This is a genomic window from Winogradskyella sp. SYSU M77433, from assembly GCF_029911945.1.
In the GTDB taxonomy this organism is placed as follows: domain Bacteria; phylum Bacteroidota; class Bacteroidia; order Flavobacteriales; family Flavobacteriaceae; genus Winogradskyella.
In genome coordinates this window covers 291771-317675 of the sequence record NZ_JARYTG010000002.1, presented here as the reverse complement: position 1 = coordinate 317675, position 25905 = coordinate 291771, and the positions used below count along the sequence as shown (strand labels likewise).

At 38.2% G+C, this 25905-nt stretch carries 20 protein-coding genes and 1 tRNA gene; 18 read left to right on the top strand and 3 right to left on the bottom strand.

Features of this window, described 5'->3' with window-relative positions:
• Nucleotides 1-90: 90 nt before the first annotated feature.
• Nucleotides 91-2760: a M56 family metallopeptidase gene (locus tag QGM60_RS04690; RefSeq protein WP_281139063.1), complete on the bottom strand. Its 2670-nt coding sequence runs from the start codon at nucleotides 2758-2760 to the stop codon at nucleotides 91-93.
• A gap of 3 nt (nucleotides 2761-2763) precedes the next feature.
• A complete protein-coding gene (locus QGM60_RS04685) occupies nucleotides 2764-3129 on the bottom strand; it encodes a BlaI/MecI/CopY family transcriptional regulator (protein ID WP_281139062.1) in 366 nt (121 codons plus the stop codon).
• A gap of 122 nt (nucleotides 3130-3251) precedes the next feature.
• Between QGM60_RS04685 and QGM60_RS04680 the strand changes: the two genes are divergently transcribed.
• A complete protein-coding gene (locus tag QGM60_RS04680; RefSeq protein WP_281139061.1) occupies nucleotides 3252-4640 on the top strand; it encodes a M28 family peptidase in 1389 nt (462 codons plus the stop codon).
• Between the two features lie 94 nt (nucleotides 4641-4734).
• Here the strand turns inward: QGM60_RS04680 and QGM60_RS04675 are convergent, their stop codons facing one another.
• A complete protein-coding gene (locus tag QGM60_RS04675) occupies nucleotides 4735-6123 on the bottom strand; it encodes a dipeptidase (protein WP_281139060.1) in 1389 nt (462 codons plus the stop codon).
• A 181-nt stretch (nucleotides 6124-6304) separates the two neighbouring features.
• On the opposite strand from QGM60_RS04675, the gene QGM60_RS04670 reads away from it, so the two are divergent.
• From QGM60_RS04670 to QGM60_RS04590, 17 genes are all read left to right on the top strand, one after another.
• Nucleotides 6305-6386 (top strand) — tRNA-Leu (locus tag QGM60_RS04670).
• Between the two features lie 501 nt (nucleotides 6387-6887).
• A complete protein-coding gene (locus QGM60_RS04665; protein WP_281139059.1) occupies nucleotides 6888-8675 on the top strand; it encodes a ParB/RepB/Spo0J family partition protein in 1788 nt (595 codons plus the stop codon).
• Between the two features lie 252 nt (nucleotides 8676-8927).
• On the top strand, nucleotides 8928-9089 hold the full coding sequence (locus QGM60_RS04660; protein ID WP_281139058.1) for a hypothetical protein: 162 nt from the start codon (nucleotides 8928-8930) through the stop codon (nucleotides 9087-9089).
• 16 nt (nucleotides 9090-9105) lie between these two features.
• Nucleotides 9106-9942, top strand: a complete 837-nt coding sequence (locus QGM60_RS04655) for a DUF932 domain-containing protein (RefSeq protein WP_281139057.1) — start codon at nucleotides 9106-9108, stop codon at nucleotides 9940-9942.
• The gene (locus QGM60_RS04650) at nucleotides 9884-10345 is read left to right on the top strand and encodes a DUF6660 family protein (RefSeq protein ID WP_281139056.1); all 462 of its coding nucleotides are present in this window, start codon (nucleotides 9884-9886) and stop codon (nucleotides 10343-10345) included. The genes QGM60_RS04655 and QGM60_RS04650 overlap by 59 nt, the downstream gene beginning before the upstream one ends.
• Before the next feature lie 125 nt (nucleotides 10346-10470).
• The gene (locus tag QGM60_RS04645) at nucleotides 10471-14904 is read left to right on the top strand and encodes a CusA/CzcA family heavy metal efflux RND transporter (RefSeq protein ID WP_281139055.1); all 4434 of its coding nucleotides are present in this window, start codon (nucleotides 10471-10473) and stop codon (nucleotides 14902-14904) included.
• A gap of 22 nt (nucleotides 14905-14926) precedes the next feature.
• Nucleotides 14927-16165, top strand: coding sequence for an efflux RND transporter periplasmic adaptor subunit (locus tag QGM60_RS04640; protein WP_281139054.1), 1239 nt, complete (start codon nucleotides 14927-14929; stop codon nucleotides 16163-16165).
• Between the two features lie 96 nt (nucleotides 16166-16261).
• On the top strand, nucleotides 16262-16600 hold the full coding sequence (locus tag QGM60_RS04635; protein ID WP_008613762.1) for a P-II family nitrogen regulator: 339 nt from the start codon (nucleotides 16262-16264) through the stop codon (nucleotides 16598-16600).
• A 15-nt stretch (nucleotides 16601-16615) separates the two neighbouring features.
• A complete protein-coding gene (locus QGM60_RS04630) occupies nucleotides 16616-17032 on the top strand; it encodes a transcriptional repressor (RefSeq protein ID WP_027885450.1) in 417 nt (138 codons plus the stop codon).
• A gap of 9 nt (nucleotides 17033-17041) precedes the next feature.
• Nucleotides 17042-17506, top strand: a complete 465-nt coding sequence (locus QGM60_RS04625) for a transcriptional repressor (protein WP_051191359.1) — start codon at nucleotides 17042-17044, stop codon at nucleotides 17504-17506.
• Nucleotides 17503-17862 carry an STAS/SEC14 domain-containing protein gene (locus tag QGM60_RS04620; RefSeq protein ID WP_027885449.1) on the top strand — a complete coding sequence of 120 codons (360 nt, stop codon included), beginning with the start codon at nucleotides 17503-17505 and terminating at the stop codon, nucleotides 17860-17862. The genes QGM60_RS04625 and QGM60_RS04620 overlap by 4 nt, the downstream gene beginning before the upstream one ends.
• Nucleotides 17863-17866: 4 nt before the next feature.
• Nucleotides 17867-20395, top strand: coding sequence for a heavy metal translocating P-type ATPase (locus QGM60_RS04615; RefSeq protein WP_093026604.1), 2529 nt, complete (start codon nucleotides 17867-17869; stop codon nucleotides 20393-20395).
• A gap of 35 nt (nucleotides 20396-20430) precedes the next feature.
• The gene (locus QGM60_RS04610) at nucleotides 20431-20865 is read left to right on the top strand and encodes a transcriptional repressor (RefSeq protein ID WP_008613740.1); all 435 of its coding nucleotides are present in this window, start codon (nucleotides 20431-20433) and stop codon (nucleotides 20863-20865) included.
• An 87-nt stretch (nucleotides 20866-20952) separates the two neighbouring features.
• Nucleotides 20953-22356 (top strand): dihydrolipoyl dehydrogenase, encoded by a 1404-nt coding sequence (lpdA, locus tag QGM60_RS04605; protein WP_111126196.1) that lies wholly within the window; start codon nucleotides 20953-20955, stop codon nucleotides 22354-22356.
• Between the two features lie 128 nt (nucleotides 22357-22484).
• Nucleotides 22485-22916 (top strand): hypothetical protein, encoded by a 432-nt coding sequence (locus tag QGM60_RS04600; RefSeq protein WP_027885443.1) that lies wholly within the window; start codon nucleotides 22485-22487, stop codon nucleotides 22914-22916.
• A gap of 85 nt (nucleotides 22917-23001) precedes the next feature.
• Nucleotides 23002-23793 (top strand): cation diffusion facilitator family transporter, encoded by a 792-nt coding sequence (locus QGM60_RS04595; RefSeq protein ID WP_177229164.1) that lies wholly within the window; start codon nucleotides 23002-23004, stop codon nucleotides 23791-23793.
• A gap of 33 nt (nucleotides 23794-23826) precedes the next feature.
• A complete protein-coding gene (locus QGM60_RS04590; RefSeq protein ID WP_281139053.1) occupies nucleotides 23827-25791 on the top strand; it encodes a heavy metal translocating P-type ATPase in 1965 nt (654 codons plus the stop codon).
• The last annotated feature ends 114 nt before the right edge of the window (nucleotides 25792-25905 follow it).

The following is a 25905-nucleotide window of genomic DNA, read 5'->3' as shown; positions in this document are numbered from 1 at the left end:
CTTTTAAAATAGATTTTCTGTCTGTTTTAGAATCTGAAACGAGTTCAGATTGACAAAACAGCAATTTCTTAGACAGGCTTTGTTATTTCCCTATTCAGTTATTGTTATTTGTAAAGGAGATAGCTTATTGTCTTTGTCATCCTTAATATCAAATATTACAACGACGTCATCAACTTTAATACTTTTAAGATTGGCTATTGTTGTTTTTGATAAAGTGTTCCCTTTCGTGTAATCGGTTTTAATACCTGGTATCTTTACTTTGAATTCTGATATTTTACCAGATTTTAGAGTCAACTCTAATTTTTTAAATTCTGCAATAGTCATTTCTAGCTTTGGAGACTTTGGTGTTTTTCCGTTTACAATTGGTAGTTGGTCTTTATAAGTCTCTTTTTCAATCCAAAACTTAGCAGTGCCTTTGTTGTTTTTAATGTTGGTACTAACACTAATTTTTGGGTTAGCTTTAGTGATTTTTAAAATATCATCATAAGACACTTCTTTGTCATTAAAGTAATAAGTGATATCATCATTTTTTAAGCTTTTTACAAAGTTGTATGCAGATTCAGATTTAGGAGGTGGAGGAGGAAGATTATCCATTTCAACTTTATTTCCAAAGCGATCATAATATGTTGTTTCTCCATTTTTAGAGCTATAATAAATCTTTTCACCGTTTACGACTGTATAACCTGAAGTGCCCTCTTTTGTTGTTTCAAAATCAGCAAGTTTTTTAGGGGCTGATGGAGTAGTAGGAGGTGGAGGTGGAACTTTATCAATGTCTACTTTATTACCATAACTATCGTAATAGGTGGTTTTTCCATTTTCTTGGTAATAGTAATAAGTATTACCATTCACTTCCATTGGTCCACCTTTTGTTTTATTAGGTTTTGGTGGCGGAGGTGGAGGAGGGATTTCACCATCACCTTTTTTAACTTTTGGAGCAGGTGGTGGAGGTGGTGGAGGTGGGGAATTAGGCCAAGGCTCAGCATTGTTTCGCTGTTTTTCAGACATTATATTCCTGTATAAGTTGTCGTATTTATCATATTCCTTTTTCTTGATTATAGGATATGGGCTTTTGTTATTTGTAGATTCAGCCTTTTTCATAGCCATATTAATCTTTTTAGCCCAAGCATTGTATTCTGCTACTTGTTTTTTTGTTGCTTCTTGTTGACTTAAAATATCTTCAACTTTTTGCCATTCACTATCTTCAGCAGGAACAGGAGGCGCAGGTAAAATATTGTGTTTCTTTAATTCTTCTTTTGTAAATGAATTATAGATTTTATCTGCTTTAGCTTTCAAAATTTTTAATTCGGAATTGTCAGAACGAGATCCTTTTAAATATTTAGAAATAGCATTAGAATAATTCTTAGTGATTTGTTTGTATTTGTTTACCTGAGAATCTTGATAAGTTTCCTTAAATCCTTTTTTAGTGTATAATTGATATTGGTTAGGTTGCGGAAACTTTTTACTACGTGCATTTTTATGAACTATAGATCCAGTAAAATGAACAAAGTCGTCAACGCTATAATTATTTAAAGCTGAATTGGGCACATGTTTACCATCTATCCATATAGCATATTCTTCAGCGTTCTTAAAAGCTTCAAATTGCGAACTACTCGGTTTTCTTGCTTTCACTTTAGACAAGTTCATTTCAGGAACCATGCGATTTGGGTATTTCTCTACCGAAGCACGCTGAGTATCATTCATTATATCTTCATAAATGATAACAGCACGATTATATGTGTCTCCTATAATAACATTGGTTGCTTTGTACTTTACAATAAAGTCACGATACTCCTGCATTAAAGCTTCCGAAGCACTATCAATATAAACCATGTTCAGTTTATCGGCTTTCTCTAATTCTTGTTTAATTGAATCTAAAAGATCTTGGTCTTTTTCAACATACTCACGTTCAGCAAAGCTGTAAAATAGCAAAGCTGTAATTGGCAGAAGCAGTAAAGTGCTTAACCAGATTCGGGTTTTTGAGGTTTGTGTTTTCATAACTGTAAATCGTTTTTTGAATGATGAATAATTGATGGCACTAGAGAGTTGATGACTACCAGTGCTTGATGAAAATTGTAATAATATATTTTGATAAACCTTAGTGTTTGCACCTTGTTGCAGTACAGCGTCGTCGGCTAAAAACTCATGATTAAGCTTAATATGATGTTTTAAAACATACACCAAAGGATTAAACCAAAAGATAATTTGAAGAAACTCAACCAAAAGAATATCTACACTGTGCAATTGCTTAGCATGGGCTTCTTCATGAAGGATGACTTCATTGGGAATTTGATCTTCTTCAAAGCGTTTTTGGTTTACAAAAATGTATTTAAAGAAGGAATGTGGAATGCGATATTCGGATAATAACACATATATTAAACTCTGTTTTTTGTGTTTTGGATGATCTGAAATTCGCTTATAAAGACGAATTAAATTCACTAAAAAGCGAATAGAAAGCAATATAACACCTAAAGTATAAACAGCCCATAAGATAGTTTCTAAGGTGAATTCTGGAATCTTTTCTGCAGGTAGCTCTACAAATTCTGCTTCAAAAGGTATATACATGTCTGAAACATCATAATCCATAGCCACAGGTTCAACATACTCTGTAATGGTAAGTGCAGGAATGGCTAATGATAATGCAAATGCTCCAAGCAGATAAAACCGTTTGAAATGATGCATGGTTTGGCGTTCTAAAAGCAGCGCGTAAAGGAGCCAAAAAACCACTAAACATGCAGAGAATTTAAAGATATAGGTTTCCATAGCTTATTTCTTTTCAATTTCTTTATCTATGATGGCTTTCAGAGCTTCTAATTCTGATTTAGTTAAGTCCGTTTTTCTAGTGAAGAACGACGCAAATTGAGATGCACTATCATTAAAAAATGTTTTAATAATGCCATTCACATGTTTAGAAAAATAATCTTCCTTCTTTACCAAAGGATAGTATTCTCTAGACTTTCCAAATGTTTTATAATTCACAAAGCCTTTTCCTATCATGCGTTTTAGTAAGGTTGCAATTGTTGTAGTTGCTGGTTTAGGTTCTGGATAAGCATCTAATAAATCTTTCATAAATGCTTTTTCAAGTTTCCAGAGGTGTTGCATTAACTGTTCTTCGGTTTTGGAAAGTTCCATTGTTCTACAAAATTAGAATTAACTCTACAAATGTAGAATAAAAAATTGAATTCCAAAATTATTGATAATCAAAATTTTACAAATCACTATCTTTGCAGTGTTTTTTAGAGGTGATATTTTAAATGAAAAAAGTATTTTTGTTTTTACTCTTTTGTGCTGCAATGGTTTGTAAAATACAGTCGCAAACTATTGAAGATTTAATGAACGAGGTTAGTACTGCAAATCTTCAAACCAATGTTTCTATTTTGTCTGGTGAGCAGTCAGCAACCATCAATGGAAGTACACAGACTATCGTTTCTCGAGTGCAGAGTAATAATGATTTGGCGGCAGAATTTATTAAGGAACAGCTTGAAGAGTTACCAAATTTATCCGTAGAATTTCAAGATTTTAATACACAAGGAAAAAATATTATTGCCACACAATTAGGACAAACCAATCCGGATGATATTTATTTGGTTTGTGCGCATTACGATTCAGTAACTACATATTGTGCAGATGATAATGCCACAGGTGTATCGGCTGTAATTGAAATTGCCAGAATTTTATCGTCTCAATGTTTAGACAAAACCATTGTTTATGCCCTTTGGGATGAAGAAGAAATAGGGTTGCTAGGTGCAAATTATTATGCTCAGCAAGCAGCAGATGAAACTAATGGAAATACAAGAGATAATATTCTTGGAGTTCTTAACATGGATATGATTGGTTACGATGGTGATGCTCCAGGAACAGCAGGAGATAATGATTTTGATATTGACGTTAGAAATATTGCCAATTCCATAGCTATTAAAGATGATTTATTGAACATTTTAAATACATACACGTTTGATTTAAATCCGATCGTTGTAAATCCAGGGACCACAGCAAGCGACCATTCTCGTTTTTGGAATCAGAATTACTCAGCCGTTTTGGTTGGTGAATCTTGGGAAACTAATGATGAAACACCAAATTACCATACGTCTAATGATAGGGTAGTAGATATTGATTTTCAGTATATGGCCGAGTTGACCAAATTGGTTTTGGTGTATATGACGACTAAGGCGCAATTGGTGACCATAGATAATACGATTTCAGTAACAGAGAACTCGCTAATGTCTAATGATACATCAGCATCTTACCAGTGGTATAATTGTGATACTAACACACCGATATCAGGTGAAACAAATCAAACCTTTGTGCCAACATCTAGTGGCAATTATGCTGTTGAAGTTACAAACGGATCTTGTACAGAGCTTAGTCCTTGTGTAGCATTTTCTTTATTGTCTTTCGAAGAGTTTTCAGATGAAGATATACAAATTCATCCTAATCCTATACGTTCTATTTTAAACATTGAGAATAATAGTCATTCTGAATTAGAAATTTCAATTTTTGATATCAATGGGAAAACAATTTTTAAATCCCATTCTGGAAATTCTACAATTCAAATTGATATAAAAAATAATGCTTCAGGTATTTACTTTTTAAAGCTCACATCTGAAGCAAAATCTTCTATTTATAAATTTGTAAAAGAATAACAATTCTTACCAATTTGAATTGTCATACTGAACTTGTTTCAGTATCTAATAATTAATATTTCGACAGGCTCCGTAAAACATTGGTAATTAAAACTTATCCTTTCAATTCTGTAAAATACTTATAAAACCAAGGAATAGTTTCAATACCTTTTAAGTAATTCCAAACACCAAAATGTTCGTTTGGTGAATGTATAGCATCACTATCTAAGCCAAAGCCCATAAGGATGGTTTTGCTTTGTAACTCTTGCTCAAAAAGCGAAACGATAGGAATACTTCCACCACTGCGTTGCGGTATTGGCGTCTTTTCAAAAGTCTGCTCATATGCTTTAGAAGCTGCTTGGTAACCGACACTATCAATAGGAGTTACATAACCTTGGCCACCATGATGAGGTTTCACTTTCACTTTTACTGCTTCTGGAGCGATTCTTTCAAAATGCGTTTTAAATAGTTGTGTAATCTCTTCCCAATCTTGGTTTGGCACTAAACGCATCGAGATTTTAGCATAGGCTTTACTCGCAATAACGGTTTTGGCTCCTTCACCAGTGTAACCTCCCCAAATACCATTAACATCTAGAGTTGGTCTAATGGAATTACGTTCGTTAGTAGTGTAGCCTTCTTCACCGTAAACGGCATCAATATCTAAGGCTTTTTTATAATTGTCTAATGAAAAAGGAGCTTTAGCCATTTCAGCACGTTCTTCGTCTGAAAGATTTTCAACTTTGTCATAAAAACCTGGAATTGTGATATGGTTGTTTTCATCATGTAATGAAGCAATCATTTTAGTCAACACATTTATTGGATTTGCCACAGCTCCACCATAAAGTCCAGAATGTAAATCTCTATTTGGTCCTGTAACTTCAACTTCAACATAGCTAAGACCACGAAGTCCGGTTGTAATGGAAGGCACATCTTTAGCAATCATGCCAGTATCGGAAATTAAAATAACATCATTTGCTAATTTTTCACGATTAGCAGCAACGAATTTTCCAAGGTTAGCACTACCAACTTCTTCTTCACCTTCTATCATAAACTTTACATTACAAGGTAGCTCATTATTGGAAGTCATGTATTCTAAAGCCTTAACGTGCATATACATTTGGCCTTTGTCATCACATGCACCTCTTGCAAAAATAGCACCATCAGGATGGAGTTCTGTTTTTTGAATCACAGGATCAAAAGGAGGTGAGTGCCATAAATCTAAAGGATCTGGTGGTTGTACATCATAATGACCGTAAACTAAAACAGTTGGTAGATTGTTATCAATTATCTTTTCTCCATAAACGATAGGGTAACCATCGGTTTGGCAGATTTCAACCTTATCGCATCCCGCTTTTTCTAAACTAACTTTAATAGCATCAGCAGTGTTTAAAACATCTTTTTTATAAGCCGAATCTGCACTTATAGAAGGGATTTTTAGTAATTCTATTAGTTCGTCGATAAAGCGTTGCTTGTGCTCTTCAACGTAGGATTGTATGTTTTGCATATTGTTTTTTGGTTTTAAACAAAAATAAGAAAAACAAAATCGAATATTTTCTTATTCAAAACCTATTTGTATATTCAAACTATTGTTTATATTTGCAGTCCAAAATTGCAGGCGTGGTGGAATTGGTAGACACGCTAGACTTAGGATTAAACCAAATAAAAAGTGTTAAATTGCACTTTATGCGGGTGTGGTGGAATTGGTAGACACGTCAGACTTAGGATCTGATGCCGCAAGGTGTGGGGGTTCGAGTCCCTTCACCCGCACAAAAGCCGAAGAGAAATCTTCGGCTTTTCTTATTTAAAAATTGGCACTAAAAATTATACAGGTACAACATAGGTACAACATTTTGTCTTTTTTAGGGTGTAAATTTCAAATAGTATCATTTGTGATTTTTCGATATTGATTGCTATGAAATAGTCCTTTGTTAAAAAAAGTCTAGCGATTTTTATCATTTTACTTAAGGAATTATAGTTTCCAAGTCGCTTAATTTTTGCCACAGAAAAGTATAAATATAGTACAAGTTCTTGCTCTCAAGCTTCTATTTTCATCAGAGAAAAAGTATTGCAATTAAGCGCGTTGGATAGAAGTTTTTTTATCATACAATATAACCGCAAGTTAAACTCGTAAAATACTTCCATCAAAAGACTACGGCATAAAGCCGACGCTTCTTCCTTTACTCATTTATTCCGTTTCCTTTTGAGCCAAGATTTTAGCTTCCGTTTGTGTTTCTGCTCAAATATTGTTTAATCTAAAATTTGAGTATTATGACAACAAAAGCGAGTACCAAGAGAAAGCGCAGTCGAACAAGAGTTGCTGCCAAAGTCGAAGTGAACGGAAAACCAACTACAGCACTTCAAATTGAGAACTTACCCATTGGTAAAATCAAGCCTGACCCTAAACAACCAAGAAAAACCTTTGATGAGAAACAGTTACAACAACTTTCTGATAGTATCAAAGAGTTCGGTGTCTTACAACCGATAACCGTTAGAAAATCTGGAAAGAATTTTACTATTGTAATGGGTGAACGTAGGTATCGTGCTAGTAAATTAGCCGGAAAGAAAACAATTCCCTGTATCGTAAGGACTTATGAGAACAATGACGTCCTTGAAGTACAAATTATCGAGAACTTACAACGACAGGATGTTGAACCCACCGAAGAAGCCGAGGCGATTTCTTATCTGAGCGATAAGTATTCACCTTTAGAAATTGCGAAGCGCTTAGGAAGAACGGATAACTTTATTAGACAACGATTGAAGTTGGCTGGACTGATTGACGGCTTCAAACATTTTGTGCGCAATGGCGAAATGACGATTTCATTGGGTGTTGGTGTGGCTCTCTTTACACCAGAAGAACAACAGATGATGCTGGAAACGATGGGTGATAATTTTAAGGCACATCAAATCAACAGAATGATTAACGACCAGACCTACGATTTGGAAAAAGCACCTTTTGATGTTGCGGATAAAAAGTTAGTCTCAAAAGCTGGTTCCTGTGTAGAATGTCCATTCAATGCAGCCAATCAAGGAAATCTTTTCGGCGAAGGTAAAATGGTTTGTACCAAATCGGCTTGTTTTGAGACGAAAAAAACCAAGTCGTTCCTGAACCTGATTGAAAAATCCAAGAAAGAAAACATACTGTTAATTCCAGAAATACGACAGTATTGGGCAAATGAAGAAAAGAATCAGCTTATTATTTCCCAGTTTGAAAATAATGGGTTGAATGTCTATTTGCTGGATGATGTTGAAATCATTGAAAGCCCAATCAAGCCAACAATGGATGCCATTAAGGCTGAATATCAGCATTATGATTATTCTGAAGCTGAACTGAAAGCAGAGCTAGAAGAAGCAATACAGAGTTACAAGGAAGACCTAAAAAAGTTTAATTCAGCCAAGGACAATGGCTTCGTGAATGGCGCCGTATTCCATCCCGAGACCTACCAGCATAAAGAGATTTTCGTAAAAGTGGTTGAGAAATCAGAGAATGATTCTACTGAATATTCTGAACCATTGACCAGTAGAAAGATGGTAGATTGTACGCCCAAGGAACAAATCATCAAAATCAACGAAAGGGAAATCCGGAAGAAGCAGATAGAAAACAATAAGCAATTTGAAGAAATTGTCGAAATGATAAGAGAGACCAAATATGTCGATAAAAAGAATGCGCTTTCGACTGATGAGATGGTCGCATTTTCAATATCACTTTTTGAGAATAATGTAGATTATACTGGTCAGCAGAAATACTTTTCAGGACTTCTGAATTATACATCAAAAATGACACGGGTCGAAATGGTAGAACATTTCAGAAAGAATTTCAAAAAAGAAATTTTTTATAGGCTGATACGCTATATCTTGACCAAACAGGTTCATTTTGGCGAAAGTAACCACGTCAATAATTTAACGAATATTTCATTCTACAATGCGATGCAAGGATATTACAAATCCAAGATTTCTAGTATCGAGAAAGAATATGAGGAAAAGAGAAACAAGCGTGAAGCACGTTTGAAAGAGCGGATTGCAGTTCTCGAAAAGAAAATTCAGGAACTCAACGATTAGCTTTTGTTGTTTGAAGAAGGGTCGGCATTCGTGTCGGCCCTTTTTCTTTTAATTCAAAATACGGTCGGTGCAGGGAAAAATAATCAATCAATATCGGTGCAAAGGTAAACTCGTAAAATACACCTATCAAAAGACTACGGCATAAAGCCTACTCACCATCCATCGCTTATTTATTCCGTTTCCTTTTGAGCTGAGATTTTAGCTTCCGTTTGGGCAATGCTCAAATATTGTTTAATCAAAACCTTTAGTATTATGGAACAAGTATTTAGTGAATCAAAGATTTCGGTGAAAGAAGCCGAAGAACATTATCAATCAAGTAAAGAAAATTACACGATTGAAAGTGCCGAAAGCCATTTGGCTTACTACAGAGAAAAATACCCAAAGTACTTCGCGGTATTATCACAAAATGTCTAATTAAAATTTAATAGTTATGTATTTACAAAATTTACAACAGGATGAAATCTTCGTATCATCAGAAATGAAATCCTTGAAAAGTCTTACCCAAATGGAATCCCGTCGTGGATTGGAAAATGCCATTATATCAAATGGTAAGATTGTCAATGTGGTATCCAACAGCTACGGACACATTCCGAACCAATTGTTCTTCAAAAAAGCTGAAGAAATGCTTATCGATGCGCAGTTGAATTATCACAAACGCACCATCAACAAAAATGACAGGTCATTTATTACCGACTTCATCATAGACGATAAAAGCCAGTTTACGGTCAAGAACCATCAGGATTTGATTCTGCCAATGCTTCGGTTTAAGAACTCGTATGACGGTAGTGAAAAGACCTCTGGTCATTTTGGGTTTTATCGCAAAATCTGTTCCAATGGCTTACACGTTTCTCAGGCTGAAATCGATTTTTCCATTAAGCATAGTAAGAATAATACGAACCTCATAATGCCTAGGCTGAACAACCTGTTCGACAAATTTTTAGACAATGAGTTCTATACCATCACTAAGAAATTTGATAAGATGAAGGAATTTAAAATCATCGATACACGAGAATTCGTAAAAGCAGTGCTGGACAGAACAAAACTGTTTCGGTATGAATGTAGCGATAAGAACAGTGACCCCTCAAAAAAATCCCGTGAGGTCATTGAGATTTTGAATTATGAGGCTTTGTTGCTCAATGAAGAACCGAATTTGTGGTTGGGCTACAATGCCTTTAATGCAGTTTTACACAATACATTGAAGAAGAGCTTTGGCCAACAGGAACGGTTGGATAAAAAGCTATTTGATGAAGTCTATGCTATGGCATAAAGTTAATATAGGTTTGTCCAGTACCTCAAACTGGATTTTTTCTGCCTTACCATTTTGCAACACAGTTGCACCAAAATATTTTTATCTTTGCATTGTGAAAGTTGTAGCAATCATATTATCGTTTTATTTCTTGGCACTCAATGTAGTGCCTTGTAGCGATGCGGCAAATAGTGCCGATGACACCCAAGTTGTTACGGTAATAGATATTGATGGCGACCACGACCAAAACTGTGAGTTATGCTCGCCTTTTTGCCAATGCCATTGTTGTCACGTTCACACGATAAATTTTGGGCTTGTTGCATTTCAACCGCTACAGCCTGCTATTCCTCAAGAATTCTTTGTCCATTTTGATGACCTTGGCAAAGATATTCCCCATTCCCTTTTTCAGCCCCCTCGGGCATAATTCAGTTTTGATAGGATAACTATATCCTGTTTTGACGTGTCCATCTATTGGATTCGTCAATATTGTGCATTGCATTTTATTCAAAGTACAAAACAAGAATTTCAACTGAATTAACATCCTTATCTATGATTAACAAAATCATTGATTTTTCAATCAATAACAAATTCATTATTGGCCTATTAACCTTGACTCTTATAGGAGTTGGTATTTGGTCAATGGCAACCGTAAACCTTGGTTCGGTACCAGATATTACCAATAATCAGGTTCAAGTAATTACCCAATCGCCCAATCTGGGAACGGAAGATATTGAACAGTTCGTAACCTATCCCGTAGAACTATCTATGGGTAATTTACCAGGCGTTACAGAAATAAGATCTATCTCACGCTTTGGCCTTTCCGTAGTTACTATCGTTTTTGAAGACGATATGGGAACCTATCTTCCTCGACAGCTGGTACAGGAAAAACTAAACGAACTGGGCGAATCTATCCCTGAAAAATTTGGAAGTCCATCTATGGGTCCCATCTCTACTGGTTTAGGTCAAATCTATGAATACACTATAAAGCCAGAGGAGGGTTTTGAAAACAAGTATTCGCCTATGGAACTGCGCACCGTGCAAGATTGGGTTATCAAACGACAACTCACATTACTGGAAGGCGTGGTAGAGGTCAACTCTTATGGAGGCAGTATTAAACAGTACGAGGTCACTGTCAACCCAGATAAGTTGAATAGTTTGGGTATTAGTATTTCACAAGTGTATGAGGCTCTCGCTCGGAACAATGTGAATACAGGCGGTGCTTACATAGAAAAAAATAAAATGTCAAATTTCATAAGAGGTGAAGGTCTTATTCGCTCTTTGGAAGACATTAAAGATATTTCGATTATTAACGAGGGCAACATTCCCGTAACTATTGGAGATGTTGCAACACGCGTCCATTTTGGGAATCAGGTACGTTATGGTGCTTTTACGCAAGACGGTAAGGAAGCCGTGGGAGGAATAATAATGATGCTAAAAGGTTCAAACCCTAATGCGGTTATTCAAAATGTTAAGAATCGTATGGCAGAAATTGAAAAATCCCTGCCAGAAGGTCTCACTATCGCCCCTATCATTGATCGTAGTGAGCTAATTGCCAGAACGACCGATACCGTTAAAACCAATTTACTGGAAGGCGCCCTAATCGTGATATTTGCCCTTGTTTTATTGTTGGGTAGTTTAAGAGGTGGCATCATAACGGCCACGACCATACCGTTGTCCTTGCTTTTTGCCTTTATATTAATGAAGCAATTTAATGTATGGGCAAACTTAATGAGCTTGGGAGCTATAGACTTTGGGATTATTATAGATGGTGCCGTGATTATTATAGAAGGAACGGTGTATGAGATCCAAAAACGGATTAGGTCTGGAAAGCTAAAATTCAATCAAGGCGTAATGGATAAAGTAGCCTATGATGCCGGAACCACGATGATGGGTTCCGCATTTTTTGGACAGATTATAATTCTTATTGTATTCACGCCTATACTTTTTCTTACGGGGGTAGAAGGTAAAATGTTTAAGCCGATGGCGTACACTTTCGGTTTTGCCATGATAGGTGCTATTTTCTTATGCCTTACCTATGTCCCTATGATGTCTGCCCTATTTATGAAACCCATTCAGAATAAAAAGAACTGGTTTGGAAGGTTTGAACGCTGGCTGGAAAGGATAAGTGATAAGATAATTGGTGGAATACAAAGGGTATATATGCCTTTACTGAAAGGGGCATTAAAACTGAAGCTCATTGTTGTAGGTGCTGCTGCTGTTCTACTTGTATTAGCCGGTTTCCTTTTTTCCAGAATGGGAGGAGAATTTGTGCCTCAACTGGATGAAGGGGATATTGCAATGCAGGCTTTAATCAGACCAGGAAGTTCATTAACAGAGTCTATTGAAGTTTCCAAAAAAATAGAAAATATCCTTCTAGAAAATTTTCCTGAAATTAAAACAGCAACAGCAAGAATTGGAGTAGCGGACATCCCAACAGATCCAATGCCGATGGATATAGCAGATATGTACCTGATTCTTGAAAAAGATAAGGATAATTGGACAACCGCTGAAACTAAAGAAGGACTTATAGCGCAAATCAAGGAAAAACTCAATAAAGAACTTACTGGGGTAAACCTTGTGTTTACGCAACCTGTAGAATTAAGGTTCAACGAATTATTAGAGGGGGTTAGAGAAGATATTGCGGTTAAACTATATGGAGAGGACCTGGGGGTGTTGTCGGAAAAGGTACAGGAAATGGCCAGTATTATCCAAACCGTGCCTGGTGCAGGAGACGTAAACGCGGAGCGAACATCAGGCCTCCCACAAATGACCGTTAAATTTAACCGTGATAAAATTGCGCAATATGGACTGGATATCCAAAAAGCCAATGATTACATAAGTACAGCTTTTGCAGGAGGAACAGCCGGAGTCATTTTTGAAGGAGAAAAACGATTTGATCTGGTAGTAAGATTTGATGAAGATCATAGAAAGAATATTGATGATTTGCGTGGTATGTATATCGATCTTCCAGACGGAACTCAGGTGCCTATAAAAGAAATAGCAGATATTGAGTATGTTCCGGGGCCTATGCAAATTTCAAGAGATGATACCTACAGAAGAACCTATGTGGGTGTAAACGCCCGGGGAAGAGATGTAGAGTCTGTGGTGAACGACATTCAGCAAAAATTAGATGAGGAATTAGAATTGCCACCAGGTTATTATATTACTTATGGAGGGGAGTTCGAAAACCTTCAGAGTGCCAAAGACCGATTAGTGATTGTGGTACCGATAGCCTTATTCCTGATTTTCGTGCTTCTATATTTTGCCTTAAAATCTTTTTCCCAATCTATCATGATCTATATGGCGATACCATTGGCTGCTATCGGAGGTGTTTTTGCCCTTTGGTTAAGAGGTATGCCATTTAGCATTTCCGCAGGTGTAGGCTTCATTGTTCTGTTTGGTGTTGCAGTTTTAAACGGACTGGTACTAATAAATAGATTCAATTCTTTAAAAGAAGAAGGAGTAACCAGTATAAGAGATAGAATTTTTACAGGAACCAAAGAACGAATACGACCTATTATGTTAACAGCAACAACAGATATTTTCGGTTTTTTACCAATGGCATTTTCCACATCTGCCGGTGCAGAAGTTCAACAACCACTTGCTACAGTTGTTATAGGTGGTATGCTTACGGCTACCTTGCTTACGCTGGTGGTTCTTCCTGTCCTTTATACATTTGTAGAGAAGAGACGGGAGAAAAAGGAACAGAACAAGCTTGGTTCTTCCAATTCACGATCTTTAGCTACGATTTTGATAATTGGCTTTGTTTTAGGCGGAACCTTTTCTGTAAATGCACAATCTGATGCAATGTCATCTGAATATTCACAACAGGATTCTTTACAAACTATTAGTTTGCAAGAGGCTAAAGAAATGGCAATCCAAAACTTTCCGCAATTAAAAGCTGCTCAACTTGAAATTGAAAGTGAGGAAGTATTGCGTAAAACCGCCTATGATTTTGGAAATACCCAAATCTTTACAGGAAAAGAAGAAGTAGGAAATGGCTCTGATGGGGTCTATACTCAAATTGGCGTCCAACAGCAAGGCATTGATATTTTTGGAATTGCCCCCCGGTTAAAATTGCAGAAAGAAAGGGTTGCCCTTGCTGAAAGTGCCTTAGAGTTATCTACTATTGAAATTGAACGTGAAGTAAGCAGGGCCTGGGCCTCGGTTTATACAACTAAAAGGACATTCCAGGTTTATAGAAAAATGGATTCAATTTTTGAAGATATTGAAAGGGCTGCAAGAATCAGGTATGAAACAGAGGCCACCTCCAAATTGGAATATCTTGCTACCTCCAACCAGGCGAACGAGGTTAAAATACAGCTGGAACAATCGTACCGAGATTACCTGAAATCAATACAGCGTTTAAACCTATGGTTCGTTAGTGACACAATCTATGATGTACCAGATTTGCCTGTTGAAACTTTAGACGAACCTTTAAACTTTCTGGTAGAGTCGCTTGAAAATCATCCGTTGCTACAGGTTTCGGAACAAAGGATAGATGTTGCCAAAGCGGTTACCAGAGAACGAAAATCTGAATTTTTGCCCAAATTTCAGGGTCAGTACGGTAGGCAGGAAATAGCCGGGCAATCGGGTTTCTTCCAATATCAAATAGGAATTCAAATTCCGCTGTTTTTTGGGCCGGAATTAGGCCGTACACAGGAAGCACAAGTAAATAGACAGATTGCAGAGCAAAACTTTTATCAGGATAAAATCGAACTGGAAACCGCCTATAAAAATATGCGTGAAGACTATATCAAATGGAGAAACTCATGGAATTATTATAGGGATGAAGCACTTCCTTTAGCACAGGAACAACAGGAAGGGTCAGTATTAGCATTTAAAGAGGGAGCTATAGATTATATAACTTTCCTTCAAAATATAAGAGATGCCATTAGAATCGAGGTAAATGCCTGGAGTGCTTTTAACGATTATCTCGACAGCCGTTACCAACTGGAATATTACCTTAAGAATTCAAATTAAAAATTAAAATAAGAAAATCGATATGAATACAAGATCAATAAATATTCTAATGCTTGCCTTAACGCTCAGCATATTCTTTGGATGTAAAGAAAATCCTGCGGCAGGGGAAGATGCTTCCAGTGAAACTGCAACTACTAATACCGAAGAAGGTGAAAATCACGGTGAGGAAGGAGATGAAGAAGAAGGAGGGATGCGTTCGGTACATCTTTCAGAAATGAAATTCAATAGTCTGGGGATTAAAGTAGATACCTTGCCTAAAAAAGCTTTGTCCGGTATTGTGGAAGCCAATGGCCAGTTAGAAGTGCCGCCACAATATGAAGCTACCGTTACGGCAATTTTAGGCGGTAATATAACTTCTATAAAGGTTATTGAGGGGGATAAGGTAAATAAAGGTCAGGTGTTGGCTTATCTTTCTCACCCAAATTTAACCAGAATGCAGTCTGATTATATTAATGCATATAGTAGGATGCAATTTTTGGAAAAGGAATTTGAAAGACAGAAACGTTTATATGAAGCAGAGGTAGGATCTGGAAAATCTTTTCAACAAACCCAATCAGATTACCAGTCTGTACAAGGTGAAGTGCGGGGGTATGAATCACAGTTACGGCAGTTAAACCTAAATGCTTCCCAGGTTAGAGACGGTGAATTATATGAATATATTCCGGTAGTAAGCCCAATTGGAGGTTATATAGAAAAAGTAAAGGTGCAAATTGGCCAATATGTAGAACCACAAACCAGTATGTTTATGGTAGTTGATAATGAACATGTGCATGCCGATCTAATGGTTTTTGAAAAAGATATTTATAAGGTGAAAGAAGGCCAAAAGATTGCGTTTACACTGGAATCGGTTCCAGGCAGTAATTTAACCGGGGAAATTTATTCAGTGGGGAAACAATTTGAACAAAACCCCAAAGCGGTACATGTGCATGCAGAAATCGATAATAAAGAAGATTTTCTAATTCCGGGGATGTATATAAACGGAAAAATCAGGACCGGTGAAGAAGCTGTTCCTGCCTTACCGGAAGAAGCAATAATTGAAGAAGAAGGAAATCCCTACATCTTTACGGCCCAAAAACACCAGGAAGATGGTGAAACCGAATGGGAATTGAAACCAGTGCAGGTTAGAACGGGAATAAATGAAGATGGTTGGGTTGAAATTAAACTGCTGGAGCCTCTGCCTGAAGGTACGTTGGTTGCCTATAATAATGCCTATTATCTGGTTTCTGAAATGCAGAAAAGCCAGACTTCCCATGGTCATTAAATTAAAAAAATTAGATGGATGGACTCTCTGTTAAATGTTTGTCTTAATTAAAATTCCAGAGGGTTCATCCTTAATACTAAAATTAATATTACAGCAATGAAAGAAATAAAAGCATTTATAAAACCGAAACGAGTTCAAAAAGTGATAGAATCCCTTAGTGAAAGTGGATTCAAAAGTATGACGCTTTCCCAGGGGGAAGGTACCGGGGCTTTTAAAGCAAAAGGCGCATCACCTTCTTTAGATTTCCGTGTAACAGACAGTCCGGTTGTAAAGTTAGAACTGGTATGTCAAAACGAAGAAGCACAATCAGCAATAGATATTATCCTTGAGAATGCAAAAACAACTGAACCCGGTGACGGAATAATTTATCTTTCCGATATTGAAGATGCCTTCCAGATAAAAACCGGGGAATCCATAAAGCGTTACGACCCCTAAATACTTTTATAGCAAATGGAAAAAATAGTAAAAAAGTTGGAAAGCAAAGGCATCCGCCCTACGGCAATGCGCTTGATGACCTATAGACGGCTGGCACAACTGAATGTGGCCGTTAGCTTAGGCGACCTTGGAAAGGATTTCGAAAGCTCGGAAAGGAGTACGCTTTTCCGTACTATGAAGACATTTGAAGAAAAAGGAATCGTGCATCAAATTGAGGATGGCACCGGCATCATTAAATATGCCCTGTGCGAAGACAATTGTGAATGTGAGGTGGGAAACGACCTTCACTTACATTTTCATTGCAATAGTTGCGGGGAAACCGTGTGCCTTACAGAGCACAAAATCCCTCAGATAAACCTGCCCGAAGGCTATGTGGCAGAGGATATCAATCTGGTAGTAAAGGGAATATGTGAGAAATGTAGTGGCGTTTAATTTTATGAGATGACCAAAGCCGAAGAAACACTTAGAAACAACGGGATTAGACCTACCAAAATGAGATTATTTATTTATAAATATCTCAAAAGAAAGTTTTATGCTGTAACATTAAGGGAAATAGAAACGGCTTTCGTTAAAAAAAGTAAACATACACGAGATAGAACAACAATTTATCGGAGTATAAAATTATTTCAAAAGAAAGGGATTATACATCAAATTGATGACGGTACGGCTACCGCAAAATATGCATATTCTGATAAGAATTCGCTGGATCTACACTTACACCTTCACTGTATGAATTGCAGCAAAACCTTCTGTTTGCCCAATAAAGTTCCACAGGAAAATTTACCTGACAAATACGAAATAACCGAAGTAAATTTAGTTTTGAAGGGGGCATGTGTAAAATGCCAAAAAGCAAAGAAGCTAAAATATAACATAGACCAATCTGCTCATAAAAACTTAAAACAATGATACGAATCAAAAATGTCGAAAAAAGCAATTTGATATCCGCTTCAATAAGCGGTAAGATTACTAAAGAGGATATAGAGAAAATCCATCCTTTGATACATAATATTGTCAAAAATGGAAATAAGGTGAATTTCTTTTTTGAACTAGTTAACTTTAAGGGCTACGATCTCAAAGGCTTATGGGAAGATTTAAAAGTTGATACCGCCCATATTTCAGATTATGGAAAGATGGCCTTTGTGGGTGAAAAAGAATGGCAGGAATGGGCTGCTAAAGCCACTGATTTTTTTACAAGCTCGGAAGTTAAATATTTCGACTTTACCGAAAAGGAAGAAGCTAAAAGATGGATATTAAACCAATAGGGATATGAAAAAGCTACAACTAAAAATTCCGGTATTGCTACCTCAGGTGCCAAATGAAAAAGACACTTGTGTGCAAAGGCTCATTGCTGAATTAGAGGCCAAAGAGGGTCTTGAAAAAGTACATATAGTAGATGATCAGGAAGATACGGTGCCGCAACTGTGCTTTCATTATGATCCGGACATTATCTCTATTGACCGAATTCAATCTTTGGCGGAAAATGCCGGGGCAGAAATTACAGAAAAATATGGTCATCTTCTTTTAGAGGTTGAGGGGATTAGACATACAAGGCACGCTCGTTCCATCGAGAAAAGCCTTTTGGCAATCAATGGAGTTTTGGAAGTTTCCGTTTCAGGCTCTGGAATGGTACGACTTGAATTTGATAAAAAGCAAACGAATTTTGATGAAATAAGTAAACAAATTGAAAAAGAATACCTTCAGATTCAGCGGAGTTCTTCAAACGAAAATGATTACACCAAAGCATCCAAAAAACAGGAGCGTTCAAAGAAGGAAGATACTAAAGAACAAACTTCCACAGAGGGGCACGAGCACAAAGAGGGCGAGACCCACGAGGAAGGAGAAGGGCACGCCCACGGTGGGATTTTCGGTAAAAATACGGAGCTTATTTTTTCTATTATCTGCGGCGCCCTTCTCGGGATAGGTTTCGGACTTTCCTATGTTGCATCCATCCCAGATTGGGTCAGTCTTACTTTATACATAGGTGCTTACTTTTTTGGGGGTTACTTTACGGCAAAAGAGGCCATACAGACCGTTGCCAAAGGTGGTTTTGAAATCGATTTTTTAATGTTGGTGGCCGCCATAGGTGCCGCTGTTCTGGGAGAATGGGCCGAAGGTGCACTCTTGCTGTTCCTGTTCAGCCTTGGCCACGCCCTGGAACACTATGCAATGAACAAGGCCCGAAAGTCCATAGCGGCCCTTGCCGATCTCGCACCAAAAACAGCTTTGCTCAAAAAAGATGGCAAAACCGAAGAGGTGGGTATCGAAAAATTGGGTATAGGCGATATTATCGTGGTCAAGCCGAACAGTAAAATATCTGCCGATGGCGTTGTGGTCAACGGAAAAAGCAGTGTCAACCAAGCTCCGATTACCGGGGAAAGTGTACCGGTAGATAAAGTTCCCGTAGAAGATGTTGACAAGGATTATTCGGCGCAAGATGATATCAAGGATGAAAACCGCGTTTTTGCCGGAACGATCAATGGGAACAATACTTTGGAAATTAAAGTGATCAAAGCAGCCAAAGATTCAACGCTTTCCCGATTGGTGAAACTGGTTAACGAGGCCCAGACCCAAAAATCACCTACCCAGTTGCTCACCGATAAATTTGAAAAATATTTTGTGCCGTCCGTCCTTATTTTGGTCGGGATTCTTTTGTTCGCTTTTTTAGTTATTGACGAACCCTTTAGCGCGAGCTTTTACCGGGCAATGGCGGTACTGGTAGCTGCAAGTCCCTGTGCGTTGGCAATCTCGACCCCAAGTGCTGTATTGAGTGGAGTGGCCAGAGCTGCCCGTGGCGGGGTATTAATTAAAGGAGGGCGCCCTCTGGAGGACCTGGGGGTTATTACCGCCCTCGCCTTTGATAAAACCGGAACTCTAACGGAAGGAAAGCCAAAACTTACCCAAGTGGTGCCACTTGGAAATATATCTGAAAACGAACTTCTCAAAATAGCAGTAGCTGTGGAAAGTTTGAGTGATCACCCCCTGGCCAAAGCTGTAGTTCGTGATGGAAAAGAGCGTCTGGAAGGCGAGGAAATCCCAAATGCCTCTAATTTGGAGGCAGTTCTGGGTAAAGGGATTAAAGCATCGTTTGGCAATGATAAAATCTATATAGGTAACCTCGACCTGTACGAAGGGCTTGATGAGAGTACACCTTCCGAAAAAATAGCTACGAAAGTGCGTGGTCTTGAAGGTGGTGGAAATACAACAATGCTTATACGAAAAAATGAAGAATATATAGGCATCATTGCATTAATGGATACCCCTCGTGAAGCCGCCAAGGGAACCCTCAAAAAATTAAAAGAAATCGGCATTAAACGAATGATCATGCTTACCGGAGATAACCAGAAGGTAGCAGACGCTGTAGCAGAAGAAATAGGATTGACCGATGCCTGGGGGAGCCTATTGCCGGAAGAAAAAGTGGATGCTATAAAAGAATTAAAAGAAAAGGAATCCAAGGTGGCAATGGTGGGCGATGGCGTTAATGATGCCCCTGCCATGGCAAACAGCACTGTAGGCATAGCTATGGGTGCTGCGGGAAGTGATGTAGCCTTGGAAACGGCGGATATTGCGCTAATGGCCGATAAGTTGGAAACCCTGCCCTTTGCCATAGGCTTAAGCAGGAAGGCAAAGGCGATTATCAGGCAAAACCTTTGGGTTAGCCTTGGTATTGTGGCCCTGCTTATACCTTCAACCATATTCGGCTTGGCAAATATTGGAGTGGCTGTAGTAATCCATGAAGGTTCGACGCTTCTGGTGGTTTTTAATGCGTTAAGGCTTTTGGCTTATAAAAAAGATTAGATCCGGACTTAGACTGTTTTTCGAAAGAATATAAAATGACAAAAACGGAAAAAAAATTATCGTCAAAAGGGATACGTCCCACTGAAATGAGGTTGAAAATTCACAAATACCTCAATAGGAAGACCTATGCAGTAAGTTTAAACGAAATGCAAAAAGTCTTTATCGCTAAAAGCGAAAAAAACAAAACGGCAAACAGAACTACCTTTTATCGAAACCTAAAAACTTTTGAAGATAAAGGGCTAATTCATCAGATTAATGATGGGACAGGAGTGGCAAAATTTGCAATTTCCGATAAAAAGGCCAAAGGTAAATACGGTACAGATTTACATATGCATTTTCATTGTACCGTTTGCGGAAAAACTATTTGCTTGCCGGATAGAATATCGAAACAAAACTTGCCGGACGATTATGAAATAAACGATTTGAACCTGGTATTAAAAGGGGTATGTAAAAATTGTAGTAAAAAATAATAGGTGGGAGTACCTTAAAACTGAACCCTTGCGCCCCTGGTCAGCTTAAGGTTTCCCCCACCTTATTTAATTAAAAAATTTACGAATATGGAAAAATATGATGTAACAATTATAGGCTCTGGCCCTGGCGGGTATGTAAGCGCTATACGTTGCGCCCAATTAGGATTAAAAGTAGCCATTATTGAAAGGTACAGCACGCTTGGCGGCACCTGCCTTAACGTGGGCTGTATCCCGTCAAAAGCCTGGCTTGAAGCCTCTGAGCATTATTACAAACTCAAACATCAATTCGAAAATTTTGGGATTGATGTAAAAGAAGCCAATGTCGATATCAAAAAAATGAACCAAAGGGTTCAGGATGTGGTACAGGAAATCATCAATGGCGTTGGGTATCTGATGAAAAAGAACAAAGTTACCGTCTATGAAGGCCACGGCACCATCAAGGACAAAAACACGATTGAGATTAAGGCCGAAGCTAAAACGGAAACTATAGAAACCGATAAAATTATCATTGCCACAGGGTCCAAACCCGCTTCCTTGCCCAATATTAAAATCGATAAAAAAAGGATAATCTCTTCTACCGAGGCCCTTGCGCTACAGGAAATTCCCGACCATTTATTGGTCGTTGGTGGAGGCGTTATCGGGGTTGAGATAGGTTCTGTTTTCGCCCGCCTGGGCTCTAAGGTGTCTATTGTGGAATATTTTGATAGCCTCATCGCCACTATGGATGGCGCACTGGGACATCAATTGCATCGTTCCCTAAGAAAACAGGGAATTGAGTTTTATTTGGAACATAAAGTGACCAATGCAACAGCAACGGACAACAAAGTTGAATTGAAAGCGGAAAACCTGTCCGATAAAAAAGAAATGAATTTAGAAGGCGACTATTGCCTTATGGCCATTGGCCGGAAACCGTACACCGCCAATTTAGGCCTTGAAAACATTGGCGTGGAAACCAATGAGAAAGGACAGGTAACGGTAAATGAGAACCTTGAAACCAATGTCAAGGGTGTATATGCCATTGGGGATGTAATCCGAGGGGCAATGCTTGCCCATAAAGCCAGTGAAGAGGGCGTTTTTGTAGCCGAAAGGATAGCAGATCAAAAGCCACATATCAATTATTCGCTTATTCCTAATATTGTTTATACCCAGCCCGAAGTGGCCGGGGTAGGCTTAACCGAAGAAGAATTGAAAGAAGCAGGAAGAAGTATTAAAACAGGCTCTTTTCCTTTTAAGGCCAACGCAAGGGCGAAAATAAGTATGGACACCGACGGCTTCATAAAAGTAATCGCAGATAAAGAAACTGATGAGATATTGGGAGTGCATATGATAGGGCCACGCATTGCAGACAGCTATACCGAAGCGGTGGTAGCGATGGAATTCAGGGCATCTGCCGAAGATGTTGCAAGGATGTCCCACGGGCACCCAACTTTTTCAGAAACCTTTAAAGAGGCCTGTCTGGCAGCCACCGAAGACAGAGCGTTGCATATTTAACGGCCTTAATTTAATTGTAAAATCGGATTAGGCAGTTTTTAATCATTTCATAAGACTTAAATCAGTTTGTATTAAGTTTAAGTTTATGGTCTAAAAAATAAAATAAATATTTTAAAAATGTAAAGAGCATGAGAACTATTCCGAAAGACAAAAACATCGATAGTAGTTTGACGCTACTTCGTGACGGCTATGAATTTATTCAGAAAAAGCGTCAAAAGCTTTGGTCCGATATTTTTAGAACCCGTTTGATGTTAAAGGAAACGATCTGCATGAGTGGAAAAGAAGCCGCGGAGGTTTTCTATGACACTGAAAAGTTTCAGCGAAAAGACGCTGCTCCTAAAAGAGTGCAAAAAACATTATTCCTCCAGAAGGGTGTCCAGACACTGAATAATTCAGCATACAGGCAAAGAAATGAAATGTCTATGTCTTTGATGAAACCGGATAGCCTGCGGGGGTTCCTAAAAATTCAAAAGAGCTACTGGGAAACATACATTGGTAAATGGGAGAAAGATGAAGAGCAAAAGTGCCTTTGCCGGAGTGGTTTCAGGCAGAAGAAGTAAACCTGCTGCTAAAAGGATTTTGTAACAATTGTATCCGGATAAAGGACAACTATTATAACGAATATTAAAAATAAAAAAAGAGATAATGGAGAAAACAACATTTAAGATAACCAAAATGGATTGCCCTTCGGAAGAGCAGATGATCCGGATGAAGTTGGAATCTTATGCTCAAGTGAAATATTTGGATTTTGATATTCCCAACAGGAAATTGGAAGTATATCATGTGGATGGCATTGAAGATATACAAACATCAATAGCCGGTTTAAACCTTGGGGATTCTTTAGAGGGAACCACAGAAGCCGAACCACCCGTAATGGAAGACCAATCCAAACAAAAAAGAATCCTTTGGTGGGTCTTGGGCATCAACTTTGGTTTTTTCGTTATCGAAATGACCACAGGTTGGATTTCCTCTTCTATGGGACTTGTGGCAGACTCATTAGATATGCTGGCAGATTCCATCGTATATGCATTAAGCCTATTTGCGGTAGGCGGTGCCATTTCAAGAAAAAAGAAGGTTGCGAAATACAGCGGATACTTTCAGATGGCATTGGCAACACTTGGGTTTGCAGAGGTCTTGAGAAGGTTTTTTAGCAATACCGAAACACCCTTGTTTCAATGGATGATTATCGTTTCAATTTTCGCATTGGCAGGTAATTTGATATCGCTCTGGCTCATCAACAAGGCAAAGAGTCAAGAGGCTCATATGCAGGCAAGTGCCATTTTTACATCCAATGATATTATTGTTAATGGTGGTGTTATAGTAGCTGGGGTGCTGGTTTATTTTCTGAATAGTAAATGGCCCGATTTAGTGATTGGCGGCATCGTTTTCACTTTTGTAATGCGCGGTGCATTAAGAATATTGAAATTATCGAAGTAGTTTTTAAAATGATATCAAACTTGATTAGAACATATGAAAAAGAAAAAAATAAACTTACGTGACTTAGAACCAAAAAAACAACAAGGCGAGCACAGTCACGACGATGGCCATAACCATAGCAGCCCTGAAGAAATTTCAAATTTTAGAACCTATCTACCGGCTATTTTCAGCTTTGTGATGTTGATAGCCGGAATCGCTATTGATTACTTTGATGCGTTTCCTTTCTTCAAAGGATGGATTCGCGTAGTATGGTACACGGTAGCCTATATCCCTGTAGGTTTTCCGGTGATAAGAGAAGGCTGGAAAAGTATTAAAAATGGTGATTTTTTTACGGAATTCTTCTTAATGTCCATAGCCACTTTAGGTGCATTTGCCATTGGCGAATATCCCGAAGGTGTTGCCGTAATGCTGTTTTATGCTGTGGGCGAACTCTTCCAAAATGCGGCCGTTAACCGTGCGAAAGGAAATATAAAAGCCTTACTCGATGTAAGACCCAATGAAGCTTTGGTTTATCGTGATGGCGACTTTGTTTCAGTAAATCCCGAGACTGTTGAAATTGGCGAAAAGATACAGGTACGTGTAGGCGAAAAAGTTCCGCTTGATGGTATTCTGCTTTCTGAAAAGGGTTCTTTTAATACTGCTGCCTTGACAGGCGAAAGCAAACCTGATACGATTGCTAAAGGCAATACTGTTTTTGCCGGAAGCATTAATCTTGATGGCGTAATCGAAATCGAGACGACCAAGGAATTCAAGGATAGTTCCATTGCACGAATTCTGGATATGGTGCAGAATGCAACCGCCAAAAAATCAAAGACCGAACTGTTCATTAGAAAATTTGCAAGGATTTATACGCCTATCGTTGTATTCCTTGCCATCGGACTGACGTTTCTACCTTACTTTTTTGTAGATGATTATGTGTTTAGGGATTGGCTCTATCGAGCATTGATATTCCTCGTGATTTCGTGTCCTTGTGCGTTGGTCATCTCTATTCCTCTCGGCTATTTTGGCGGTTTGGGTGCGGCATCGCGCAATGGTATTCTTTTTAAAGGTGCATCCTTTTTAGATGCAATGACCCAAGTAAACACGGTCGTAATGGACAAAACAGGAACCGTTACCAAAGGGGTTTTTAAAATCAAAGAAATCAATTCCATCACATTTGAGGAAGCCGAATTTATGAAATACCTGATGGCAATGGAAGAGCAATCTACCCATCCTATTGCAAAAGCGATTCTCGAATACAAAGCAGACGGTTCGGATTACGAGGCGACCGATGTTTCAGAAGTTGCAGGAAAAGGTTTAAAAGGAACGGTCAATGGTAAAACGGTATTGGTAGGTAATAAAGCTTTGATGACCTCAAATGGCATAGAAGTCCCCTCGGAAACAGATGGTATTGTAGAATCCATCGTAATGGTATCCATTGATGGAAATTTTGCAGGTTATGTAACCATTGCAGATGAACTAAAGGATGATGCGCACCAGGCCATTAAACAAATTCGAGATTCCGGAATTTCAAAAATTATAATGCTATCAGGCGACAAGGACTCTATTACACAGCAAGTTGCAAAAGAGTTAAATATTGATTGGGCGAAAGGTGGATTGTTGCCTGAAGATAAACTCAATGAAGTTGAAGAGCTCAAAAAACAACCCGAAACCAAAGTAGCATTTATTGGCGATGGTATTAACGATGCACCCGTTTTGGCAGCAAGTGGTGTAGGTATTGCGATGGGTGGTTTAGGAAGCGATGTCGCCATCGAAACAGCCGATGTTATCATCCAGACAGACCAACCGAGCAAGATTGCACGAGCGATTAAAATTGGTCGTTCAACGCGACGAATTGTCTGGCAAAATATTGGACTTGCCTTTGGTGTAAAGGTTATTGTACTCATTCTCGGGGCAGGTGGATTAGCGACAATGTGGGAAGCTGTTTTTGCTGATGTGGGCGTTGCTTTCCTTGCTATTCTCAATGCTGTTCGATTGCAGAAGATGAAATGGGATTAAAAATGATATAATTATTTACGGGACAGCAATTAAACAAAAACATTTAGTGTACGTAAACCACTCAGCATATTGCCGCTTCATTCTTAGAAAAGCCCCTACAAAATTCTATAGAGG